The following is a 23,948-nucleotide window of genomic DNA, read 5'->3' on the forward strand; positions in this document are numbered from 1 at the left end:
TTCCTTTCTCCTCCGTTTATACTAATGCTGATATTCCACCGTCAATGATCAAAATATGACCCACCATATAGTCAGAAGCCTGTGAGGCTAAAAAAACGGCGGCACCCTTTAAATCATCTTCATCGCCAAACCTGCCAGCCGGTGTTTTACCTAATATGTCATAGTTAGACTTTTCAAGAATTTTCTTTGTGATTTTAGTCGGGAAAAATCCAGGTGCAATTGCATTGACTTGAATGCCGTATCTAGCAAGTTTAACTCCTAAATCCTTGGTCATTGTAATGATGGCACCCTTACTGGTGTTATAAGCTATCGTATCCAAAAGCTCAGGAAACGTCCCGCCAAGACCTGACACCGATGCAATATTTATGATTTTTCCGGAATTTTGCTGCTTCATGACCTTCGCTACAGCCTGTGAAAACAGGAATGTACCTGTAACGTTAACATTCAATACTTTTTCCCACTTGTCCTTGGGAAGATCCAAAAGCGGACCTGACCAAGATGTACCGCTATTATTGACAAGAATATCAATCGTGCCGAATTGAGCAACCGTTTCCTGAACGACATGGTCAATGGCGCTCACATCGGTGATATCACATTCAAATGCAACGGCATTAACACCCATCGATTGCAAGTCTTCACATACCTCCTTACAGACAGGTAAATTTCGTGAAGCAATGACTATATTTGCGCCAGCCTCTCCCAACGCCATGGCGATCTGTTTGCCCAGTCCTCTGCCGCCGCCGGTAATGATAGCCGTTTTATTAGTCAAATCGAACATATTACTCAATGTAGTCAACTTTTCAGCCCTTCCTTAATGAAGTATTATTTATATAAAACCGTCTATATCATTATAGAAAAGCTTATCCAATATTGTGCTTAAAATAGCCTAATGCCTCTGCCTTTTGTTTCATCAACATGTATCTTATATTTAATAAGTATGCTTCTGTCAGCTAGCAGAAATTGAACCTACTGGAAACGTAATTCGGCAGGGTGGTAATTTATTTGATCGATTCATATCTTAGATCCGCACAGCGGTGGATTATTTGCCATTTAAAAACTCTGGCAATCGCTGGATTATTTGAATGTTTGAGCAAAATCGGATACTTAACCAGTTTTGTCGTTTACACTATAGAATAGTAAGGAGGTTAAAAAATGACAATACATCACTTTCATTTAACTGCCGAGTGGCCTGGCGGCAGAAATGATAGCGGCACGATTCATTCAGGGAATCTTCAAACACAGATAAGCATTCCTACGGAAATGGAAGGACCAGGGATTGGAACTAATCCCGATGAAATGCTGCTTGGAGCGGCATCGACCTGCTATATCATTACCTATGCTGCCATGTTAGAGCGGTCCCATATAGAAAAGGTGAGCTTGACCATGCAATCGGAAGCGTTAGTGGATGTTACGAATGGTGTATTCACCTATAAGAAAATCATTCATCGCCCCGCACTTATATTGGTGCCGGGTACTTCTGAAAAAGTGGTTGAAAAAGCGGGGAGACTTGCTGAAAAAGCCGAGACTTCATGTATGATTTCCAGGGCGATCAAAGGGAATGTAACAGTGGAGTTGATTGCGGAAATTTCCATAGCACAGGAACCTTGAATAAACGGAAAAAGTGCCTAACCCTATATCGGTTTAGGCACTTTTTGAACTATTGAATGGTATTCACTTTATTTTCAACCTCGCGGCACACTTCATCAGCCGTTAAACCATTTGCCTCAATGATAGACGCTTTTAATGAAGTATCGCTTATACCCATCACATTACTTTCCAAACCTGTTACCACACAACAATCCACGTTTTTTGCGTCAGCTTCTTGTTTAATTTCCACAACATCAAAACCTTTTTCACGAAGTGCTTCCTGAATATTCGTTAATGATTCTTCAACACCGATTCTTGACATCAACACACACCTCCTCTACCTTCTAACCTGTCCTTATCCCCCTCAATATATGTATAGGATGCAAAGGAAATAGGAAAAGTAATATCGAGGTGATAAACATGAATGGAAAAAACAAGAAAGATGCTTCACAAACTCGTTTAGGTTCTTCTCAGGTAGAGGGGCAAGGTACCACTACAAAAGAAACCGGGTCCTTCACTCAACCCTCTTCACTTAAAAAGCAAAAGCGTACCTGATAAAAGAGAATCCTAAATCAAACATGAAATTCAAACCATGATACGAAAAAAACGCTTGGTTTATCCGCCAAGCGTTTTCCGATGCATGATTCTTTTTTGCTTTACTTTAAAATCAGGGACTTCTCTTACATATTTTGCTTTCTGATTTCCTCTTGGATCTTTAGATCATTCAATTGATCTCCATCAATTTTTTTTGAATCCATTTTTCCTTTATCGGCTTCATCTGGGTTTAAATCACTTGCCCTTAAATTATTATTGCGAGATGCTTGCTCGTTCCATTTGGTCATCATGATCTCCTCCTCAGTCCTTTATCCTTCCCAAACCTAAGAATATTCATGAATACACCCCATCATTTATTGCAAAGATAAAAATGGAGGTGGTTTTATTGGAACCAAACAAACCCGGCAATAAGAATGTACCGGATTTTAAAGAGTTGAACGATCGTATTATAAGAGAAGCGTCACAGAGTCCCCGTTTAGTGATTAAAACCAATTTGGATGCAAAGAATGTAAATGATGAGAACCCTTATTCAGATCGCATTAACAGTGAAGGATTTTCTGATTTTTTTGAGGAATAAAACAACAAAACATGCTTGGCAGCCTCAACCAAATGGTTCGCAGGCACCAGTTGATCTATAATTGGAACGTAAGGTGCGAGACTCCTGCGGGAAAAGCGAGTCCATGGGAGACCCCACATGCGCAAATGCGCCGAGGGCGGACAGCTCGCGGAAAGCGAGTGCCCTACGTTCCAATCAATGTTCAAATTGCACAAACCCCTAATAAAAACCGGCTTAATAAGCCGGTTGATCTTAAAAATATTTTTTCTTCCAAAAAATGAATGCAGTCGTCCCCGCCAAAGTGATGGCAATTAATAATGTAAAAATGAAAGCAAACTGATTATGTTCAAATGGCAGTTCCACATTCATTCCGTAAAAACTTGCCACCATCGTCGGCAGCGTTAATATAATGGTCACTGATGTTAGAAACTTCATGGCATTATTGACATTATTGGAAATGATCGAAGCGAATGCATCCATCATACCGCTAAGAATGGATAGATACACTTCTGCCATTTCGATAGCCTGAGCATTTTCGATGATTACATCCTCAAGCAATTCTTTATCTTCTTCATACATTTTCAGATAATTAAATCGGAGGATCTTATCAAGGACTACACGATTGGATTTCAATGATGTCGTAAAATAAACCAGGCTTTTTTCCAAAGCAAGGAAAGTGTATAATTCTTTATTTTTCATTGACTGATGTAATTCACGTTCGGCTTCATTAGTCATCTTGTTAATCTGTTTAAGGTAACGTAAATAATAGGATGAAATCTCGAATAATATTTGTAAAGCAAATCTCGTCTTCTTATTGGTGAAGAATCCTTTGATCTTATTGTTTTTGAAATTCGCCAATATCGGAGTTTCTTTCAGAGATACCGTAATGAAACAGTCTTTGGTAAAGATCATGCCAATGGGAATCGTTTCAAAAATCGGTAAGTCGGCTTCATCCCTGGTCAAATATGGGAAGTCGACAATTATTAAAACATTATCATCCTCTTTTTCGATTCGCGGTCTTTCCTCATCATCGAGTGGATCTTTCATGAAATTGATCGGTAACTTCAAAGTCGAGCATATATAATCTATTTCAGCTTCTGTGGGCGCGACAATGTTCACCCAGGAACCTTTTGTCATTTCCTCGATATTGTTCAGGTGACGGTTATCATCCGTCTTGTAGATTTCAATCATTTTTTGACCTCCTCTTCTATAGAGAAAGCCTTATTTACCTTCTTCGAGCAGATACTCAGGGAGAATAACAGTCTCGACTTCTAGCATCATATTGGCTTCCTCTTGCTTTCTGGGTTCAGGATCATAAGAACTGCTGCTCACTCGTATCCACTTCCTTTCGATTCTTTTATCTTAATCCTTATTCATTTAAAGCACAATAAATAATTTATTACCTTGAATCCTTGTTCAGGATTCGTAATTATCTGACTTTTATCAATTGATAAATAAAATACCACTACAAAAAAAACGCTTGGGTAGCCACAAGCGACAGTTAGTAGATGGTTAAAATTTCCATAAGTTGATTTTCACTCCAGTTAATCGCTTTCCACGGGCATAGGGGAGCCTCCTTGGAGCAAGCCTGCGGGGTCTCCCTTTGACGCGCTTTTCCCGCAGGAGTCTCGTTCCTTACGTTCCAATCAACTTTGTTTTAAAATTATGGTTATCCTTCATGTTTTTTTACTTTTTATATGGAGGTAACCCTCATTCAGATTGAAGAAATTTGCGACACTCCTGCCGAATTACTGGGTAGCCAAGACACCACATGCGCTTGCTTTGATACGGTTTGGCAGACAGTCGGCGGAAAAGGAGCGGATTTCTGAAATCAAAAGAACTTTTTAATTAAAAAAACTGCAGACAAACTGAACAAGTTTGTCTGCAGTCTGACGCTTGGGTACTCCCAAGCGATTCTGATTGCTTTATCCATGCTTTGCATTATTATAATAGTGAACACCGTACATGGCGCCTTCATCCACCATTTTATTGTCATCATGATCATATGGATCAGGGTGACCTGCCTTTTCAATTACAGGATCAAGCTCTGAAGCCGTCCTATTCCAAAAGCGTACCGTTTTTGCTTTTGCATTGGACCACATGTCCTTCACTTTTCCTCTGTTCGTTTTATTCGATAAAAATGAGACTCCGGCAACTCCGACTCCTAGTAATACCACGTTTCTTCCTAATGCCATCATTACCTTCCCCCTTATTTTTTTGGCTTGCTATATATATACCCGCCGCCAGTTCATGTAAACCTTTATTTATATGGAGGAATTTGATAAAAGAAATTAGGTTTCATTATTTCATTGTTATATGGCTGATGAAAAACATGAGTCGTGGCTGGTGACACCGGTGGAATTAACCAGGTCCAATCCCCCGTTACTTTCCGGTCATAAGAGGCTTCTTTTTCTTCGAATTTCTTGAATTGCTTAGCTGCTGTATGGTGATCAACAATGCTGACTCCGTGTTTTTTATACGAATGAAGGACTGCTTCATTCAGTTCGATAAGGGCCCGATCTTTCCATAAACTCGAATCACGTTTTACATCCAGGCCCATCCTCTCACCGATTGCCGGCAGCATATTGTAGCGTTGTTCATCAGCAAGATTCCTCGCACCGATTTCCGTTCCCATGTACCACCCATTAAATGGTGCAGCTGAATAAGTAATACCGCCAATTTCCAGCCTCATACCAGATATGATTGGAACTGCATACCATTTTAGTTGAAGATCTTCGAACCATGTCAGTTCAGGGTGGGTGATTTGAACCTCTTTAACGAGGCTTTCAGGTATATCATGAAAACTAGGGGTTTTTCCGTCCACTTGGACTACAAGGGGTAAAATATCGAAAGGTCCGAATTTCCCTTCCCACCCTAATGCCATACATCGCTTGGTGAATTCGATTGAACTTGAATCGCCGATTACACCATGTTCCGTCTCATATCCTGCATAACGAATAAGCTGATGATTCCAAATATCCACTTTTCGATCATGATCTTTCTGTTTAAAAATTGTAATCACAGGTCTGATATTCCCATTATTCGTAGCATATTCGATATGTTCGAAGAGGGCCGATACCATTTGTTCTTCGCTTTGAATCATCCTTTTATCAATCACCCTTAGTGATTCCCAAAAAAAGCGCCCAATGCAACGATTGCTATTCCGCCAAGCTAATTTAGCACCATAAACCAATTCTTCATATGTATGTTCATATCTGCCTGTTTCATTTATTTCCTTTTTAATTTGTTCGATCCTGCCATTTATGTCCTCTTCCGTTTTCAATAATTCCGGATAACTTGTCCTGATAAAGGATACGGCCTCTTGCAGTAACTCACTCATCTTTCCCACGGATCCTTCCATTTGCAAAACTTTGACTTCCATATTAAAATAACATATTTTTCATGGTATCTCTAAACAACACATTTTTTTAAAGCACGCTTTTTTTTTAAATGTGGCAAATCCGAGGCGGAATCCTTTTCATGATACTTAAAGTAAGCTCGTGAATTTCTTATACCATAACATCTCTAGTAACTAAATAATTTTCGGTAAAGTTGTTACATATGAGGTAAATGCATTATAATATATTAATAATGAGGTGATATGATGAATAATACGACACTTTGTCCACGATTTGAAAAAGGAATGCAAATCTTGAGTAAACGCTGGACTGGATTGATTGTCAATCAATTACTTAATGGCCCTCAACGGTTTTGTAATATTGAATCTGCATTCCCGATAAGCGGCAGGATTCTTTCTGAACGTTTAAAGGACTTGGAAATTGAAGGTATTGTTAAAAGGGACGTATATCCAGAGACACCAGTCAGGATTGAATATTCTTTAACTGAAAAAGGCAAGGCCCTTGCACCGGTTATGAACGAAATTCAAAATTGGGCACAAGAATGGCTCGAACCAATACAAAATCAATGATATAGGCTAAAGATAAGGGAGGAAGATCTGCCAGATGCGGACTTCCTCCTTTTTTTTGTTTAAGCTCCAGCGACTAGTGGTATATTTTTTACAGATAGAATAACACTAGGTTTATTCCAAATTTATGGGCGGTGAATTCATGAAACAAGCAGATTGCATTATTATTGGTGGAGGTATAGCCGGGATTCAGGCAGCCATCCAGCTAGGAAGATATAAACATGATATTATCGTCATTGATTCTGCTCAAGGCCGCTCCTCCATTGCCAAGGCATACCATAACATTCTTGGGTGGCCAGACGGGGTAAGCGGGAAACAATTAAGGACGCTTGGCAGGCAGCACGCTGAAAAATTCGGTGTCGAATTCATGGATGATACAGTGACATCTCTAGAAAAAAAGCAGGACAAGTTTTTTATCCAAACTAAAAATGACAGGGAATATCAAGCAAAAATGATTTTTCTTGGTACTGGCATTACCGATAACATTCCTCCAATCAAAAACATCTATTCAACTCTTGGGACATCCACATATATATGCCCTGACTGTGATGGGTATGAGATCATGGATAAGCAAACCGTTGTTCTTGGTGGCGGAAATACGGGTGCAGGCATGGCGCTTACTCTATTATATTGGTCAAAAGATATCATTTACGTAAACCATTTGAAATCTAAAATTGATGATGAGTATAGAGATAAGTTAACGGCAAATCACATTCCCGTAATTGAAGAGGAAGTTTGTGAGGTTCATGTCGATGCCAATCACGAGTTAACGGGCATAGAATTAGTATCTGGTAAAATTATCAGAGCTGAAAAGGCATTTACGGCGTTTAAAGGGAACAAGCTTAATAATGGTCTAGCCTTACAATTAGGTGTGCAGGTCAATGAAAACAATCATGTCGTGGTTCATCCCCGGACTAAAGAAACTAATATTAAAGGAGTCTGGGCAGGCGGCGACCTCGTTGCCCATTCCGAACAAGTCACCATTTCCATGGGAGATGGCACCCAGTCAGCGATATGGATTCATAAGAGGCTGTTAGGCCATCCACTTCCTTATGATTGACAGTTTACTGAATTAAAAGGCGCCCTGTTCACCAGGCCGCCTTTTACATTGGTATTTAAAGCTTTTCTAGGTCAGTCATTCAATACACCTCTACATTCGATTCCTTCCCTTAAATACCTTAACCAAAATGAGAATGACCGCGATGATAAGCAAGATATGTATAAAGCCTGCAGCCACTTTGAAGACTAAACCAAGAACCCATAATAATATTATTACACCAATAATCGTCCAAATCATGATAATCCCCCTTTCTTCCCTTTTAAAGGACTTTTTATTAATAAGAATTCCACTTACATTTAAAATACCCATATCTTTCTCTAACAAACCTCCCCCTTATTTTTTACATAAAACTGTAAATGCTGTAAATGATAATAGAGAAATAAGGAATCTTCCATATTGATTATCATTCACCATTAGGAAGAGACTTTCAGGTTTTTTAAAGGTTCTACAGTTCTTCAATTAGGCAGAAAAAATCATTAAAAAGAAGGAGTCGTTCATTCATGAAAAAGTTTTTCGTCATCTGTTTAACAGCTTGTTCCCTATTCTTAGTCAACCTTAATCATCCGGCTGCACAGGAAAATAAAGCAAAGACTGAAAGTGTACAATTCACTGATGCTCAAAAATCGGAAATCGCTAAGATCCAAAAACAAATACTCGCTGACAAAAAGATATTGATCGAAAAATATGTTGAGTATGGCGCGCTTTCGAAAGAAGAAGCCGATAAAATGGTTTCACATTTTGAAAAACATTATAAAATGATGGAGGAACATAATTTCCAAATACCGCCGCACCGTCCGCATACAGGACATATGCATAAGTAATTGTAAGTTTTTGCCGATATTTCCAGATAATCCGACCTGATAAAAAGGCCGGATTATTTTCATTTCTTTCGTCCTTGATAAATAAACATGACGCGTTTACCATTTACTAAAGGATTTTATTTCTCTTTAGCGAAATACATAACTATGAGAAATGAAAGGGTGAAAAGGATGAACAAAATAGGTATAACAGCAAGAGACTTATTTCACTTGAAATCAGTAACCGATCCAAAGCTATCACCGGATGGCAGCATGGCGGTTTATGTCCAAACCAGAATAGATGAAAAAACGGAAAAATACATTTCCAATCTGTTTATGTTCAGCCTGATTACGAATGAAACAAAGCAATGGACGTTTGGGGATAATCGTGATACATCACCAGCCTGGTCCCCCGACGGCAAGCATATCGCCTTTATATCAGATAGATCAGGAAAAAAACAAGTCCACATTATCGGAAGCATTGGCGGGGAAGCTCGCCAGCTCACCCATTTCGTCAACGGCGCATCAAAGCCAATTTGGTCCCCTTGTTCCACCAAGTTACTGCTTTCTACCGGGTTAAAGGAAGGCGAAAACCTTAATACGGTAAATGAAAATGATCTATCCAAAGAAGTTAATAGGTATGACCGAATCAAGTACAAATGGGATGGGAGAGGCTATTTTGATCAGTTATATCAGCAGCTTGTAATAGCGGACATTTTTAAGGGAGAATTCACATTGCTGACGGAAAACAATATTGATCATCTTCCGAATGCGTGGTCTCCAGACGGACAACGTATTGCATTCATAAGCGGGGATGCAGAAAGAAGTGATGATGAACTTTTTTCAGATATTTTCATCATGGATCTTGATACGAAATCTTTAGAGAAAATTACGGATAGTACAGGTTTCTTTAGAGATCCTAAATGGTCTCCAAATGGCGAATATCTATCTTTCATAGGCCATAATAAAGAATTTGCCGGTGCGACCTTTTCAAATATCTGGTTATATTCCATCATGGACCAAACGACTAAGTGTTTGACCGACGGATGGGACGTGCAAATTGGAGATTCCGCAATAGGGGATTTCCAAATCGGAGCCGTCGACCCAGGTATTTTGTGGACAAACGATAGCCAAGGTTTTTACTTTTTAATAAGTGATTATGGTAATACCGGAGTATATTATGGTTCCATTGAAGGAGCCATGTATCCATCAATCCTTGACCCGCAGCATATATACGGCCTGACTATAGATCCCGAAAGCCACCGTGCTGTCGTGGCCATCAGTACACCTGTTCATCCTGGCGATCTCTTTGCTTATAACCTTACCAATGGTGATAAGGAACAAATCAGTTTTGTTAATGAGGAGTTTTTGAAGGATAAACATTTGTCCATTGCTGAACCCATTACTTTTCCATCAGTCGATGGGCTTACCATTCACGGCTGGATCATGAGACCGAACGGTTTTAATGGTAGTCAAAAATATCCGCTCATTTTAGAAATCCATGGCGGACCGCATATGATGTATGCTAATACCTATGTTCATGAATTCCAGACCTTGGCTAATGAAGGGTATACTGTATTGTTCACTAACCCGCGAGGGAGTGTAGGATATGGCCAGGACTTTGTAAACGCCTGCCGTGGCGACTATGGAGGCATGGATTATAAGGACTTAATGGCTGGAGTCGATCACGTTCTAGCTACGTATGATTTTATAGACGATGAAGAGTTAGGGGTATCCGGAGGAAGTTATGGAGGATTCATGGTAAATTGGATCATCGGACATACCAACCGCTTCAAGGCGGCTGTGTCTCAGCGTTGTATCAGTAACTGGCTAAGTTTTTATGGGGTCAGCGACATTGGCTATTATTTTACAGAATGGGAAGTTGGCGGCGATATCATTAACTCTGCTGAAAAACTATGGCAGCACTCTCCATTAAAATATGTTTCCACTGTGGATACGCCTTTACTTTTACTTCACGGAGAAAAGGACTTCCGCTGTCCCATTGAACAGAGCGAGCAATTTTTTGTCGCTTTAAAACGGCAAAATAAAGAAGCCATACTTGTTTCATTCCCAAATGAAACTCATGAGGTATCGCGAAGCGGATCTCCAAAAATGCGCCTGCAACATGTTGAGGAAATCAAGGGCTGGTTCAATAAGTATCTTTAAAAACCAAAACTCTGTTAGCAATAGCTAACAGAGTTTTGATTTTTAGTGCTGAATTTGATCTCTGTCTTCGGAAATTGAACTTAAAGCATCTCCCGCCATTGAATTTGTCTGTTGGTGTACAGCAAGATCACCTAATGCCACGACACCGACCAGCTTTTCATTCTCAATGATAGGGAGCCTTCTGATTTGTTCGGTAGCCATTAACTCCTCAGCTTCCTCCACTGACATATCAGGCGTACCTGTTACAAGATTGGTGGAGATGACATCGGTAATTCTAGTCGAATTTGGCTTTTTCTCGGCAACACAGCGAATGACGATATCCCTGTCTGTAATGACACCGATTAAATGGTTATTCTCCAATACAGGAATGACACCAACATCACCATTCTTCATTTTGACTGCTGCTTCATATATATTATCCTCCGCAGTGCAACAGTCAACGTCTTTTGTCATGATATCTCTTAAATTAGTCACGGAAATCCCTCCATTTTTCATAAGTTGCTTGTTTATTTTTGACTTTTGTAGAGAAATTATTCATTAAACACGGTCACCCTTCATTCCACATATTTCCCATGATCCGGTTTAGCTAATGAATCGAATTCCTTTGCAAGCTTCGCTAGACCCATTTCCAGTTCTTTCCCTTCAACAGGATACCCGTGCCCCGTTATGGCAACAGCAGGCTTCAGACTTTCCAATAGACGTACCGATTCTTTGGCAGCCTCCCAATCGGTGGTTAAATACCGCGGCGGTCCTGCTATTTCTTTCTCCTGAGTGATAACCTTGTATAGGGAATCTTGCCTGACATTCACAAAAGCATCTCCAGCAATCAAACTCCGGTCACTTTCACGGAAAAGTGAAATATGTCCTTTCGAATGGCCTGGGGTGTGAACCCATTTCCAATCACGAAGCCCAGGAACACTATGATCATCAGGCAATGGCTGAACTTTTTCATCAAGGTTGATTCCCTCATTCGGAAATATCGATGAGATTTTGGCGACCATCCCCCCTTCAACAGTTGGATCCGGTTCGGGATAATTTTCCTGTCCCGTTAAATAGGGCATTTCTTTAATGTGGGCATAAACAGGAGCCTCCCAGTACTCCATTAACTCAATAAGTGCACCAACGTGATCGAAATGTCCATGTGTCAAAATAATTGCAGCAGGTGGTTTTTGCGGTCCGTATATTTCTTCAGCAGTATTCTTTATTGCCTCTGCTGAACGTGGCATCCCTGCATCTATCAATACCCATTTATCATCCTTGGGTGACCCTATAAAAATTACATTAACGATTTGGACGGACAGACAATATATATCCTCATTTATAATCTGTATATCTCCACTGGAAACTGAAGTCATTGGCATGAATTTTTCATTCAAATGATTATCATCCATTTATAATCCTCCTATTTTGAACATACTTTTTTATAAAGGATACCCTGTACGAGAAAATAAAAAACAACCTATAATTTTTATAGGCTGTTCAGACTCCAGGCAAATTCGAAAGCGAGCCTACAATTTTTTTTAAAAAAGGTGGAGTTGATTTCAGAAATCCGCTCCCTTTCCGCCGACTTTCTGCCAAGCCTCCTCGACGCAAGCGTCTGTGGTGTCTCGGCTAGACAGTTATTTCGGCTGAGTGTCGCAAATTTCTTCAATCCATTGAGTGTTTCAGTTCATATAAAACAGTAAAATTTCATGTGGATAACCAGGTCTTGTTTTAAAAGCGACACTTCCGAACCAATTATGTCAACAAACAGAAACAACTTATAATTTCTATAGGCTGTTTCTCAGTATACATCCCTCCGGGTAAATACTGTAAAAGATACAATTAAAGCAAGCGCCCACCAAACGAGCAGAGTAATGACGGAGGATAATAAAGTCATCCCTTCTATTGGCGGAGCCGTTCCGCTAATATAAGCGGTCAATTTCAAATTCACCATAAAGAAATATTTCGCTGATTCCCATGATGAAACCATATTGTTCAATATAGCCCCGGAAATCAATGCAGCCAGCATGATACCCATGCCTGCAGGGGTGCTTCTCACCAGAACCGAAAGCATGAAAGAAAGGGTCCCTACAACAACCGCCACCAGCCAGACAAGTCCCAAATCCATCAATAGGAATTTCCATTGTTCCACTAGCCTTACTTGACTGACATCCACGTCAGCACCCTTTAATTCAAATCCGGTTATTACAGGGGCTCCCCAACCTTGATATCCGAAAACGATACCCGATAATAGGTAAGACAATAGGGCTGTCACCGCCACGATAATCGAAACCGATAATAATAATGTTACATATTTGCTCAATAAGATTTTCCAGCGCTCCACTGGCCGTGTCAGCAAAAGCTTGATTGTCCCTTGACTATTTTCGGAAGAAACCATATCACTAGCCACAATCATGATTAACAGCGGAATGAACAAATCGATTGCATTTTCCAAAAACATGCGTGTAAAAGTGGCTGCACCTGGTTCTGAGGGATTGATATCATGATCGAGATAATATTGCTGCTGCTTCAGACTAACTTGCAGCTGTTCACGCCATTCATCGAGCATCCTATTGGAGCCCAATCGATTTTGAGTATCAATGATTTGCTGCTGAAGAGCTGCACGCCAATCATCAGTTCCCAACTTCTCCCGCTGCTCTTCCACTTGTTTGTATTGGGCATATGTAAACATCAGGACTAAAATTCCAACGATGAGACCGATTATGATTAACCGTTTCTTTGCCAGCAACTTCATCATTTCATTTTGGACCAAGTTATTCAATGCCCGCACCTCCCCCCGTAACTTGCAAAAACAATTCTTCCAATCCCGGGAGCTTTCGGTTCATTTCATGGACCCTCACGCCTGCTTGGTTAAGAGCAGCATTCCATTCAGGTGTCTTGAGTTCATCATAGGCTGTAATGATATATTTTTGATCTAAGGTAATTTCGGTGAAGCTGCTAAGTATTTCCGCGCCCTTTTGAATAGGTTCCACCCGCCAAAATATCCGCTCCTGCGTGGATAATAAGCTCTCCACTGTATCCGTTTTAATAATTTCCCCACCTTTAATGATTGCGACTCGGTCACAAAGTTGCTGGATTTCACCTAACAAGTGTGAGGAAACCAGAACGCTCATACCATCTTCTTCAGCCAACTTTCTGATGAATTGCCGCATTTCACGGATTCCGGCAGGATCTAGCCCGTTAGTCGGTTCATCCAAAATCAATAGTTTAGGGCTATTCAGCATGGCCTGCGCGATTCCTAAACGCTGTCTCATTCCTAATGAATAAGTCTTCACTTTATCGTGAATTCTCGCTTGCAAACCGACGAGTTCAACAACCTCGTCCATTCTTGTTTCATCAACATCAGGTAACATTCTTGCAAAGTGGAGCAAATTATCCCACCCGCTCAAAAATGGATATAACTCTGGATTTTCAACGATGCAGCCCATTTGCTTCATAGCCTTTGTAAAGTCCTGACGAACATCATGCCCGCATATATGGATGGAACCCGAGGTTGGCTTAATCAAACCGACCAACATGCGGATCGTCGTCGTCTTGCCTGCTCCATTCGGTCCTAAAAAGCCGAAAACTTCCCCTTCATTCAGCTCAAAATCAACTCCTTTAATAATTTCCCTTTTGCCAATCCTTTTTTTCAAGTCCCTGACAGACAATGTCACCTGTTTCATCGTTCCACATCCTCCCATTTTATTAAAGGAGCAACTCTATCAGCAATTAAACGATATCCCTTCTTATTAGGGTGAAATTTATCTGAATACAAATACTCATTTACCGACAATTGAAATAAATCAAAAGTTGGAACGAAAATGGCATTTTCATAAAGAGCCACGACTTCCGCCGTTTCATTATTCCAGTCCCGTACGATGCGGTTCGTATCAAAGTCTTCATCCAAATCTATAAACGGATTATACAGCCCAAGCAACAAAATGGTAGCTGTATCATTGACTTTATTGATATCTTTAAAAATTTCATGTAAATTTCCCAAGAAATTCTTTTTTGATACCGTAATAGCTTCACGATCATATTCAAGCAGGGTCCTGCCTTTTTGAAATAAATCGTTACCCCCGATTGTAACTAAAATAACATCAGCAGCCTGGATTTGGCGCTTCACTTCCGGTTGTCTAACTTGCTGTACCAATTCTTTAGACACTTGTCCATTAATTCCCAGGTTATGAATGATTGGTTTTCTATTGTACTCACTCTTTAAATCTTCAATAACAAGTCCAACGTAACCTTTCCCTGTTTCATCACCTGTGCCGCGGGTCAATGAATCGCCTATCGCAACTACCGTAAAATTATCGGGAAAATCATTTTTTTTAATGGCGGTTTCTTCAATCACTTCCTTATCGGAAGTTCCCTTTCCATAATGGTCCAAAATCGCCCATCCAAGACAAAATAAAAAAAACAGGCCGATAAAAGCTGATGCGATGGTAATGGCCAACACTTTTGGTTTGCTCAAAAACACTCACCCTTCCATTCATTCTCTATATTCCATTAAATCATATTATTTCCAAAAATAAAAAACTGATTGTTTTGGTTAAAATTCCCAATACATAAAAGCATATCTTTTATAAACTTACCGCGGAATGGGATTACAAAAGGGGTTCTCTCTAAATTTTAAACAAAGTTGATTGGAACGGGCGTTCGAGACTTCTGAGGAAAAAGCGTGTCCAAGGTAGACCTGGCAGGCTAAAGAGCAGCGGAAAGCGAGTGCCTTTCATTCCAATCAACGTGTAAATTATACAAACCCTTATAAAATTGGAGACAAATTCATTTTCACCGAGTTTGTCTACTGAGGAATTTTAATGAACCCCTACGCCCTTTCAAAGTATGTTCATTCTGCTTGATCATTTAGCCTGCGTTCTCTCAAATTTGTACATAGAATAGAGAAAGACCTCTTCACCATGATAGGCAAAGAGGTCTCTCGCTTTATTTTCCATCATTTTTCTATTATACCTATGGGTCTCCCCATAACTTTTAATTTTTTTTCATACCACATGAGCCATATTGTAAGCAGCATTCCGATAAGCGTGAGTAAACCATAAAATAAATAGACCGCATATATTCCTGATTTATCCAAGATTATTCCGCCGCTAAAGGTACTGAACCAGTTACCCAATCCATTGCCTATGGCGGAATAAAGCGTTATTGCCGTTACTGTAATACGTACAGGGACAACTTCCCTGATATATTGTAAAGCTGCAGGAATGAATAAGCCAAGTGAAAACCCTTGAATGATCGAAGACACATATACGGTAGCCAAACTTGGTTCGGTGAAGTATAAAACCCAGCGGACCAATGAGGCCGTTCCAGCCAATAAGGTAATTGGCAGCAGGCCTATCTTATGAATCCATGTACCTGCGATTCTCATAAAGGGGATTTCCGATAATACAGCTAAAAGGAACGCAATGCCAATTCCTGTATATGTCCCTCCCCTTGCCTCTACAAACAAACCGTAGTATACGTTATTTGCAAGATTAGGACCAAAAAGCAAGAACGTTATAGCAAGAAAGATAAGAAATCGTTTCATCGTGATCAATTCTTTCATTCCACCGAAAAGCTTCACCTTTTCCCCAGGCGGCTCTTCGGGCAAACGAAGAGCCAGACTAGCCGCGATCAAAAGGCCGAAGAAAAAAGCATAAAATATCACGGAAGGACCCATGAAGGATTCAGATAATTTTCCCATTACAAAAACGGCCACACCGTAACCAAGTGATCCGTATAAACGGATTTTCCCATAATTCGATTTGATCTTCGTTGTATATTGAAGGGTGATGCTATCTGAAACTGGTATTATCGCACTTTGAAAAATAGCCAATGCGACAGCAACGGACACTATAAGTAAATAGTGATCGAACAGCAAGTAACCTAAACCGAATAAACCAGCAAGCAACGATGTCATTGCCAGTATTTTTGCCGGTCTCCCGCTCCAATCACATACAATCCCCCACAAAGGTTGAAAAACGATCATCACTATCGGTCCAACGGACATGATCGTACCTATTTCAATACCTGACAAACCTGCCTCATTGGCTAAATAAACGCTTAAAAGCGGTGTTAAACTTCCTACTGCAAAAAATGAAAAAAGGTAAAACACCTTCAAGCTAATGATATTGACTTGCTTTTGTTTTTCCAAATCCAGTTCCCCCATGCAGACATCTTCTACAATGTTGTTGATATTTTTTCATTGCTCCCATTAGGCTAAATAGGGAGCACAATTTTAAAGACTGTACCTTTATTGACCTCGCTCTCGACAAAGACATTACCCAAATGGCTTTCTATGATTTTAAAGCTGATCATTAATCCTAACCCATTACCAGATTTTTTCGTTGTGAAAAATGGTTCTCCCAGTCTCTTAAGCTGCTCTGGCGGAATCCCGATTCCTGTGTCGGTAATGGATATTTGCACTTTATCCTCTTTAATTTCAGTCATGACTTTTATGAACCCACCGTCAGGCATAGCTTCCATACCATTTTTAATGAAGTTCAATATGACTTGTTTTAATCGATTCTCATCACAACGAACGAAGATCTCTTCGTCATTACAATCCGAAAACAGCGTGATGTTCTTCTTCCTGGCTTCAAATTCCGTCAAAGATACAACATTTTGAATGATTGGCACGAGATTCTTCATCTCCAAAGTCAAGGCCTGTGGTTTGGCCAATTGTAGGAACTCTTCAACTATCTCATTCACACGATTGATTTCTTCCATGATTATTTCCAGATATTCTTGCTTATTTTCGTCCGTTTCTTCCAATTGCAAAAATTCCGTATACCCTTTCATGGAGGTCAAGGGATTGCGTATTTCATGTGCCACTCCAGCAGCAAGCTGACCGACAGCAGCTAATTTATCCTGCCGATGGAGCATCTCTTCCGATTGTTTACGCTCGGTTATGTCATATCTAATTGTTAAATACTGAAATGGCTTTCCTTCTTCGCTGAAAAATGGAACAATTGTTGTATCGACCCAATAAAAACTGCCATCTTTCGTCTTGTTTCTAATTTCACCTTTCCAAACTTTGCATTCACGGACGGTCTTCCACATTTTTTCAAAGAATTCCTTTGAGTGGTATCCAGAATTAACGATCTTATGGGTCTGGCCTATCAATTCACCTCTCCCATAACCAGAAACCTCCGAGAACTTTTCATTCACTTCGATAATGATTCCTTTATCATCGGTAATCGCCACAATCAAGGACTGGTTGATTGCATAATGCATATCTTCCAGTTCTTTAATTGACTCCTTTAAAGCATTTTCTGCTTTTTTACGACTGGAAATATCCGAACGGATGGAAATATATTGATATGGTTTACCCTTTTTCATAAAAGGAACGATAGTTGTATCCACCCAATATACATTACCATCTTTAGCCCGATTGCATATTTCACCATGCCATGTTTTCCCTTTGCTGATCGTTAGCCATAAGTCAGTGAAAAATTCTTTCGGATGATGACCAGAATTGATTATGGAATGATTTTTCCCTATTAGTTCATGTTTTTCATATTGTGATATTTCCAGGAATTTTTCGTTTACATATGTAATGATCCCATTTGCATCCGTGATGGCGACGATCGCCGATTGATCTAAAGCATAACGGATATCGCTTACAGTATTATCACTTTTTGCTAACCTCCGGCCCACGATCGTACTTGAAGCTATCAAGCTGGCAAGGATGAATAATGAAACGAAGCATGTAAGATAAAGCATAAATGGAGTGAGTGGAACAAATTCACCCGCTTCATTTTTCGCGTTCATCGGTAACACCCTTACAAAAAGATAATAGCCTTCAATGATTGCCCCACTCATCAAAAGAGTACTGACTGGTTTTAGCGAGGATTGACTTAATTTATTAAAATGAAATAAGATGGCAAGTGCTGCTACAAATAATATAAAGATGCTGAAAAGCGTACTGAAGACCGATAATGGGTTAAAGTTCAAAGAGTGGTTTAATGAAGATGTTCCCATTATATAATTGGATAATATGGCCATCGTAAACATGAAACCGCAAAAAACGATTTGCAGTACTTGTGTTTTATACGAAATGGCCAATAACCCAACCCCTGCGAGAGCGATGGCTAATGCTAACGAAAAAATTATTGTAGAAAAGTTGTTTGCTGCCATTCCTGAATTATCGAGGGTGAATATGACAACAAAATTAAGCGTCCAAATAGCCACTCCCATAGAGCAGCTGCTCCCTATATACACAAGGCGTTTAAATCTCTTTATCGTCAGTAATGTTGTCAGTAAATCCAACGCCGTATAACAAGCCATTATTATCAAAAGTACTGCAATCATAAAGAGAACAGGATTTGATGCTACAATTGATTGTTCCATTTTTTTACTTGATCACCTCAAACGTTCTATTCTCCTATATTGTAAAGGAATTTTATAGTACCTCAAAGGTTTTTTATTTCCTTATTCCTATTTATTTACACATCGATTCTTTCGGTGCACCCCATATCTAAAGAAAATGCAGGTTTCTTTCATAAATTCAATAAAATTAGAAATACTATTGTTTTGTATGGAGTAGAATAAGAATACATGGTAATGACAAGCATTAACAACCCTGTTTCTTCATTCCCAGGACGTTATCAATGATACCAATAATTATTCAGGAATAAATGAATCAGAATGTTAATTTCTTTATTTAATTATACCTATAGGTTTATAATTAAATAGAACCTATATAGAGAGAAGGAGTGGGTGGCATGATTATGTCAGACCTGGCAGGTGCAAGTACAACAGAAATTATGCAAAAGAAGACCCAGCATAAAAAATTAACACTGAGACAAATTTTACAGAGAGGTCTATTAATTACAATCGGTGCGGTTTTGATGGCTGTCGGCCTCGAGATTTTTTTAGTGCCGAATAACGTAATCGACGGGGGCATAACGGGTATATCGATTATGTTATCTTACATCACTGGATGGAAGCTCGGAATCTTTCTTTTCATTTTGAATCTTCCTTTCTTTTTTATCGGTTATAAACAAATCGGCAAAACCTTCGCATTATCTACCCTTTATGGAATTTTAATCCTTTCCATTACCACTACATTGCTTCATCATGTACCAGCTTTCACTCAAGATATCCTCCTAGCGTCCGCTTTCGGCGGAATGATTCTTGGCATTGGAGTTGGAATGGTCATTCGATATGGCGGCTCATTGGATGGTACAGAAATACTTGCTATACTCGCTAGCAAAAAGCTCCCTTTTTCCGTTGGGGAGATCGTCATGTTTTTCAATTTATTCATCCTGGGAAGTGCGGGCTTCGTATTCTCGTGGGATCGTGCCATGTATTCGATCATAGCTTACTTCGTGGCATATAAAACGATGGATATCGTCATCGCAGGTTTGGACGAATCCAAATTTGTCTGGATTATCAGTGATGAATTTAATGATATCGGTGAAGCCATAATGAATCGCCTTGGACGGGGCGTAACCTTTTTAGCTGGTGAAGGTGCTTATTCCGGTGATGATAAAAAAGTCATATTTTGTGTAATAAACAGGCTTGAGGAAGCTAAACTTAAAGAGATAGTCAAAAGCTTCGATCCATCTGCATTTCTTGCTGTAGGGGATATCGCGGAAGTCCGAGGCGGCCGATTCAAGAAAAAAGATATCCACTAATCATTCATCTGCTTTTTGCTTCATCCAATTGGCAGAAAGATAAAAAAAGCTGAAGGGAATCCCCTTCAGCTTTTTTTATAGCTTTAATAGTTTCTTGGATTGTTAATTGCTTGAAGCATTCTGGTGCCAGGTTTCATCTCGCTGCTACATAACGGACAAACATGTTCATCATTACTTGTAAAGTTATCGCGAATCCAACCTTTGCAATCTTCTGATGTACATTCCCACACCTTTGTTTCTTCAGGAATGATTTCTTCCGTATTATTTCTTCTATACATATATCTCACTCCTTAGAATTGAATTGACTCCGTCCTGCATAACAGATCACAAGCCATAAAGATAAAAGAAGAATAGATGGCGTTTAATCTAAATTGTGAGTAAATAACCATTCGCAAATCTAAGTATGATTATTGTTCTTTCAACCAAACTTTTTGAATGGTAAGAACTTGAGATTACGGCATGAATTTTTCATATCTCAGTTACCATTATATCATATATATGCTTTATATATTTGAGGAAAGATTCTAAAAAAGAAAGTATTCCCCAAAATGAAACACAGTCCCTGACTTACCCTTCAGATAACCGAGACTGCGCCTGTTTAAGAATCCATTCCATATGGTTCTTCCTGCTCGTACGTTGAACATTTCAAATCGAAGCGAGCACGAGAGTAATTTTTAATGCCAAAACCTAAAACAATGAAAGCCCTGCCTCTCTCCCATCCATACGGTTCCTAGACCGTGCCTGCGAGAATCAGATAAAAGCTTGTAAGTACATGTTTATTAATTAAAACCGTCCGTAATTCCAATTGGGTAGATTAAATTCCAAAAGACAAATGGTACATAGAAGTAAGTTAATGAAGAACAGAAATGGATCGAGGAAAATACTTGGTGATAACATGTATTTCTTTTTTCTAAATGTGTTTAACTCGTTTCTACTTCATCATGAAAATGATGAAAAATTATTTTATTAATAAAAATGTTACTTTAAATTACCCTCCAGTGCATTCTTTTCATAACACTGAAATCTAATAATATCATACATATCTTTATATGTAAAGCATTAATCCCAGATAAAAACACTCCGCCATCCTTCCTTCTCAAAATAAAAAATAAAGAGGCTATGATTCACCTCTTTTATTTAAACGCATTATACTCATTTTCAATTTTTGGGAGCTCCCTGATTTCTTCAACCAATTGACTTCCACACATTGGGCAATCATAGTTTTCCGAGGCAAAATCTTTTCTCATCCAACCATTGCAATCCGCTGATCCGCATGCATATACTATCGTATCTTCCATAACTATTTCTGGTTCCTCTGAATTCTTTTTACCAAAATACATGAGCAACCTCCTCTTTTTTATAAAGACTCTGATTAAAGGAGCGAAATTTCACCTTTTTATCATTCCTAGTATACGCATTAAACCAAATTCTTATTTATTCAATGAAGAAATTATCCAAAAAACCTTAACACCTTTCGTTTTCCAGCCCTGCCTTAACCAAGATCGCTTTGATCATAAAGTAGGAAATATGCTCGGGCAGGGCTTCTTTAAGTGGTTTCAATTTTTCTGAATCCAATTGTTTCGCAGTTTCCAAAACAAGATTAAAATCTTTCTCCAAGAAAATCTCATCCCAATTGATATCCAAGTGCTCTTCTGCACACTTTAATAAATGATTTTCAATTGAAATGGCAGACAATCCTCTCAACGCCCCTATTTCCTTGATTGATTTGCCTTCCTGATATAAGCGATAGCTTTCTAAGTGAGATGGTTTAGTAGCTCTCTTTACCGTTTCCTTTGTAACCATAGTATTCGTTTCTAATTCAGGGTGTGCCTGTACATACTGGGAAATCACTTGTAAAAATGCGTCTCCGAAGCGTTCGAATTTCTGCATCCCCACCCCTTTGACTTCCAGGAATTCCTCTTCCGTCCTCGGCAGTTTGACGGCCATATCTTTCAAAGATGCATCGGAAAAAATAATGAATGGAGGTACATTTTCCGTACTTGCCAATTCTTTTCTTAACTGTCTCAACTCTTCAAACAGCCCATGATCAGCACTGATGCTGCTTACTTTTTTTATTTCCTTACGCAGGACTTTTTTCTGTCCCAAAAGCACTTCCCTGCCAGCATTGGTAACTTTAAGAACCGGAAACTGTCCGCCCGTCATTTCGATATACTGTTTTGCTGTCAGGAAATCAATGAAATCACCAACATCCTTCGCAGTTTGATCATTGATGATACCATAGGTTGAAAGCTTCTGGAATCCGAACTCTTCAATTTTCTTATTGCGTGATCCCGTAAGCACTTGGGAAATCATCGTTTTACCGAATCGCTCCCCCATTCGCAACATACATGAAAGGACCATTTGTGCCTGTGTAGTTACATCAACTGAGTCACGTTTATCTGTACAATTTTCGCAATGACCGCAATCTTCAGGGTTTTCTTCTCCAAAATATCTAAGAATGAAGGCTTGCAAACATCCTTCGGTAAAACAATAATCCTTCATTCTGTTCAATTTCTTCAATTCCTGGGATTGCCACTCCTGTGAGGGATTTGATTGATCAATCAAGAAACGCTGTATCTGCATATCCTGTGGGGAATATAAGAGGATACACTCGCTATCCAAACCATCCCTCCCTGCACGGCCCGCTTCCTGATAATAACTCTCCATGTTCTTTGGAGTTTGGTAATGGATGACGTATCTAACATTCGACTTATCGATTCCCATCCCGAAGGCAGATGTCGCTACCATCAAGGGAACGTCATCACGAATGAATTGATCCTGCTGTTCCGACCGTTCTTTTTCATTCATGCCAGCATGATATCGACCTGTTTTGAATCCGGCTTTAATAAGCTTGGCATACAAGGAATCGACTTCTTTCCTGGTTGCTGCATATATGATACCCGATTCATTTTTGTTTTTCTCCAAATAGCGCATTAAAAACCGACTGCGATTTTCTTCTTTCACAACGGAAAAGAACAGGTTATCTCTGGAAAATCCCGTGGATACTGTATGCTGTACAGATATCCCGAGCGACTGACATATATCATCGGTCACATGCGGTGTGGCAGTTGCAGTTAAGGCCAGTACAGTCGGAGCGGATGGCATGTTTTTCAATAAGGTTTTGATTTTTAGGTAGCTTGGCCTGAAGTCATGTCCCCATTGAGATATACAGTGGGCCTCATCAATGGCAACCATAGAAATTCCCACATTAAATAGATCCTGTTGAAATGCAAGATTTTCCAAACGTTCAGGTGCAACATAAACCAGCTTATATCTACCGTGCTTAATATCGTTCATTCTATTGGATGATTCTAACCCAGAAATGGAGCTATTAAGAAACGTGGCATCAATCCCATTTTGTTCGAGGGCATCTACTTGGTCCTTCATCAAGGAAATTAGTGGGGATATAACGAGTGTTACACCTGGTAACAGAAGAGCTGGAATTTGGTAACATATTGATTTACCTCCGCCGGTAGGCATGATTCCCGCAGTGTTTATTCCTCCCAACACCTGTTCGATAATCTGTTCCTGACCTTTTCGGAATGACTCATAACCAAAGTATTCTTGTAAATATTCACGTGCTTTTTCCATCAATTTACTATTCCTCCTATTTAACTTCTAAGGATTTATAAGGATCTATTTCTTCTATTGTACCTGCTTTTCCCGACAACCTAAAGGA

At 39.5% G+C, this 23,948-nt stretch carries 25 protein-coding genes; 8 read left to right on the plus strand and 17 right to left on the minus strand.

What is annotated here, in order from left to right:
• Positions 1-16: 16 nt before the first annotated feature.
• Positions 17-778 carry an SDR family oxidoreductase gene (locus tag NYE65_RS00220; protein WP_106027420.1) on the minus strand — a complete coding sequence of 254 codons (762 nt, stop codon included), beginning with the start codon at positions 776-778 and terminating at the stop codon, positions 17-19.
• A gap of 374 nt (positions 779-1,152) precedes the next feature.
• Here NYE65_RS00220 and NYE65_RS00225 point away from each other — a divergent pair, with 374 nt between their 5' ends.
• Positions 1,153-1,608: an OsmC family protein gene (locus NYE65_RS00225; RefSeq protein WP_340859498.1), complete on the plus strand. Its 456-nt coding sequence runs from the start codon at positions 1,153-1,155 to the stop codon at positions 1,606-1,608.
• A 49-nt stretch (positions 1,609-1,657) separates the two neighbouring features.
• Here NYE65_RS00225 and NYE65_RS00230 read toward each other — a convergent pair whose 3' ends face one another.
• The gene (locus NYE65_RS00230) at positions 1,658-1,909 is read right to left on the minus strand and encodes a YkuS family protein (protein ID WP_034307261.1); all 252 of its coding nucleotides are present in this window, start codon (positions 1,907-1,909) and stop codon (positions 1,658-1,660) included.
• 98 nt (positions 1,910-2,007) lie between these two features.
• On the opposite strand from NYE65_RS00230, the gene NYE65_RS00235 reads away from it, so the two are divergent.
• A complete protein-coding gene (locus tag NYE65_RS00235) occupies positions 2,008-2,142 on the plus strand; it encodes a YuzL family protein (protein ID WP_095392115.1) in 135 nt (44 codons plus the stop codon).
• 125 nt (positions 2,143-2,267) lie between these two features.
• Here NYE65_RS00235 and NYE65_RS00240 read toward each other — a convergent pair whose 3' ends face one another.
• Complete coding sequence (locus NYE65_RS00240; RefSeq protein ID WP_340859499.1) at positions 2,268-2,432, minus strand: hypothetical protein; 165 nt, start codon at positions 2,430-2,432, stop codon at positions 2,268-2,270.
• Positions 2,433-2,527: 95 nt separating this feature from the next.
• Here NYE65_RS00240 and NYE65_RS00245 point away from each other — a divergent pair, with 95 nt between their 5' ends.
• The gene (locus NYE65_RS00245; protein ID WP_034307263.1) at positions 2,528-2,719 is read left to right on the plus strand and encodes a hypothetical protein; all 192 of its coding nucleotides are present in this window, start codon (positions 2,528-2,530) and stop codon (positions 2,717-2,719) included.
• Between the two features lie 231 nt (positions 2,720-2,950).
• Here the strand turns inward: NYE65_RS00245 and NYE65_RS00250 are convergent, their stop codons facing one another.
• From NYE65_RS00250 to NYE65_RS00260, 3 genes are all read right to left on the minus strand, one after another.
• Positions 2,951-3,889: a magnesium transporter CorA family protein gene (locus NYE65_RS00250; RefSeq protein WP_063590932.1), complete on the minus strand. Its 939-nt coding sequence runs from the start codon at positions 3,887-3,889 to the stop codon at positions 2,951-2,953.
• Between the two features lie 734 nt (positions 3,890-4,623).
• On the minus strand, positions 4,624-4,896 hold the full coding sequence (locus NYE65_RS00255; RefSeq protein WP_340859500.1) for a hypothetical protein: 273 nt from the start codon (positions 4,894-4,896) through the stop codon (positions 4,624-4,626).
• A 62-nt stretch (positions 4,897-4,958) separates the two neighbouring features.
• Positions 4,959-6,059, minus strand: a complete 1,101-nt coding sequence (locus NYE65_RS00260; RefSeq protein ID WP_340862065.1) for a nitric oxide synthase oxygenase — start codon at positions 6,057-6,059, stop codon at positions 4,959-4,961.
• Positions 6,060-6,302: 243 nt separating this feature from the next.
• Between NYE65_RS00260 and NYE65_RS00265 the strand changes: the two genes are divergently transcribed.
• Positions 6,303-6,626 carry a winged helix-turn-helix transcriptional regulator gene (locus NYE65_RS00265; protein ID WP_048678030.1) on the plus strand — a complete coding sequence of 108 codons (324 nt, stop codon included), beginning with the start codon at positions 6,303-6,305 and terminating at the stop codon, positions 6,624-6,626.
• A 139-nt stretch (positions 6,627-6,765) separates the two neighbouring features.
• Positions 6,766-7,683 (plus strand): NAD(P)/FAD-dependent oxidoreductase, encoded by a 918-nt coding sequence (locus NYE65_RS00270; protein WP_340859501.1) that lies wholly within the window; start codon positions 6,766-6,768, stop codon positions 7,681-7,683.
• Between the two features lie 90 nt (positions 7,684-7,773).
• Here the strand turns inward: NYE65_RS00270 and NYE65_RS00275 are convergent, their stop codons facing one another.
• Entirely contained in the window at positions 7,774-7,920 is a 147-nt protein-coding gene (locus NYE65_RS00275; protein ID WP_106027466.1) for a lmo0937 family membrane protein, read from the minus strand.
• A gap of 263 nt (positions 7,921-8,183) precedes the next feature.
• Here NYE65_RS00275 and NYE65_RS00280 point away from each other — a divergent pair, with 263 nt between their 5' ends.
• Positions 8,184-8,504, plus strand: coding sequence for a YckD family protein (locus NYE65_RS00280; protein ID WP_048678029.1), 321 nt, complete (start codon positions 8,184-8,186; stop codon positions 8,502-8,504).
• A gap of 168 nt (positions 8,505-8,672) precedes the next feature.
• On the plus strand, positions 8,673-10,646 hold the full coding sequence (locus tag NYE65_RS00285) for a S9 family peptidase (RefSeq protein ID WP_340859502.1): 1,974 nt from the start codon (positions 8,673-8,675) through the stop codon (positions 10,644-10,646).
• 42 nt (positions 10,647-10,688) lie between these two features.
• Here the strand turns inward: NYE65_RS00285 and NYE65_RS00290 are convergent, their stop codons facing one another.
• From NYE65_RS00290 to NYE65_RS00320, 7 genes are all read right to left on the minus strand, one after another.
• The gene (locus tag NYE65_RS00290; protein ID WP_328176994.1) at positions 10,689-11,120 is read right to left on the minus strand and encodes a CBS domain-containing protein; all 432 of its coding nucleotides are present in this window, start codon (positions 11,118-11,120) and stop codon (positions 10,689-10,691) included.
• Between the two features lie 80 nt (positions 11,121-11,200).
• Complete coding sequence (locus NYE65_RS00295; RefSeq protein WP_328176993.1) at positions 11,201-12,037, minus strand: MBL fold metallo-hydrolase; 837 nt, start codon at positions 12,035-12,037, stop codon at positions 11,201-11,203.
• Between the two features lie 392 nt (positions 12,038-12,429).
• Complete coding sequence (locus NYE65_RS00300; RefSeq protein ID WP_034307282.1) at positions 12,430-13,410, minus strand: ABC transporter permease; 981 nt, start codon at positions 13,408-13,410, stop codon at positions 12,430-12,432.
• Entirely contained in the window at positions 13,403-14,314 is a 912-nt protein-coding gene (locus NYE65_RS00305; protein WP_340859503.1) for an ABC transporter ATP-binding protein, read from the minus strand. Before NYE65_RS00305 ends, NYE65_RS00300 begins: the two co-directional genes overlap by 8 nt.
• The gene (locus NYE65_RS00310; RefSeq protein ID WP_328176990.1) at positions 14,311-15,105 is read right to left on the minus strand and encodes an SGNH/GDSL hydrolase family protein; all 795 of its coding nucleotides are present in this window, start codon (positions 15,103-15,105) and stop codon (positions 14,311-14,313) included. The genes NYE65_RS00305 and NYE65_RS00310 overlap by 4 nt, the downstream gene beginning before the upstream one ends.
• Positions 15,106-15,585: 480 nt before the next feature.
• Positions 15,586-16,782: an MFS transporter gene (locus NYE65_RS00315; RefSeq protein ID WP_328176988.1), complete on the minus strand. Its 1,197-nt coding sequence runs from the start codon at positions 16,780-16,782 to the stop codon at positions 15,586-15,588.
• A 65-nt stretch (positions 16,783-16,847) separates the two neighbouring features.
• Positions 16,848-18,980, minus strand: a complete 2,133-nt coding sequence (locus tag NYE65_RS00320; RefSeq protein WP_340859504.1) for a PAS domain S-box protein — start codon at positions 18,978-18,980, stop codon at positions 16,848-16,850.
• A 374-nt stretch (positions 18,981-19,354) separates the two neighbouring features.
• On the opposite strand from NYE65_RS00320, the gene NYE65_RS00325 reads away from it, so the two are divergent.
• Entirely contained in the window at positions 19,355-20,269 is a 915-nt protein-coding gene (locus NYE65_RS00325; RefSeq protein WP_222619851.1) for a YitT family protein, read from the plus strand.
• Between the two features lie 83 nt (positions 20,270-20,352).
• Here NYE65_RS00325 and NYE65_RS00330 read toward each other — a convergent pair whose 3' ends face one another.
• The 3 genes from NYE65_RS00330 to recQ all read right to left on the minus strand — a co-directional run bounded on the left by NYE65_RS00330 (position 20,353) and on the right by recQ (position 23,860).
• The gene (locus NYE65_RS00330; protein WP_034307294.1) at positions 20,353-20,547 is read right to left on the minus strand and encodes a cold-shock protein; all 195 of its coding nucleotides are present in this window, start codon (positions 20,545-20,547) and stop codon (positions 20,353-20,355) included.
• Between the two features lie 855 nt (positions 20,548-21,402).
• A complete protein-coding gene (locus NYE65_RS00335; protein WP_034307297.1) occupies positions 21,403-21,609 on the minus strand; it encodes a cold-inducible protein YdjO-related protein in 207 nt (68 codons plus the stop codon).
• Between the two features lie 124 nt (positions 21,610-21,733).
• On the minus strand, positions 21,734-23,860 hold the full coding sequence (gene recQ / locus NYE65_RS00340) for a DNA helicase RecQ (protein ID WP_340862066.1): 2,127 nt from the start codon (positions 23,858-23,860) through the stop codon (positions 21,734-21,736).
• Positions 23,861-23,948: the final 88 nt, after the last annotated feature.

It is taken from the genome of Peribacillus sp. FSL R5-0717 (genome assembly GCF_038002945.1).
Taxonomy (GTDB): Bacteria; Bacillota; Bacilli; order Bacillales; family DSM-1321; genus Peribacillus; species Peribacillus frigoritolerans.